Source organism: Streptomyces sp. NTD91 (assembly GCF_059510455.1).
The window spans coordinates 1-270 of the sequence record NZ_JCAJZW010000196.1 but is presented as its reverse complement, the minus strand read 5'-3'; the positions used below and the strand labels follow the sequence as shown (position 1 = coordinate 270).

Genomic DNA, 270 nt, shown 5'->3' with positions numbered 1-270 from the left:
CGGTACGGCTCGCTCACCGGTCGTTTTCCTTCACGAAGAAGGCCGTCGCCTTTTTCAGGATCTCGATCGTCTGCTGCTGTTCGCGGACCTCCTTGCGCAGCCGCTTGAGCTCCTCGCGCTCGGCGCTGGTCAGCTCGCCGGACCCGCCCTCGCCCCGGTCCGCCTTCGCCCGGCGGTACCAGCCACGCAGGGACTCGGAGCTGATGCCGAGCTCCCGGGCGACAGCAGTGACCGTCTTGCCCGAGGAATCGACGAGCGCGATCGCGTCCT

Annotated in this window: 1 protein-coding gene; it reads right to left on the bottom strand. The window is 68.1% G+C overall.

What is annotated here, in order from left to right:
* Positions 1 to 13: 13 nt before the first annotated feature.
* Positions 14 to 270: transposase (locus AC5WRT_RS39210; protein ID WP_496098987.1), on the bottom strand; the 257-nt coding region annotated here is incomplete at its 5' end.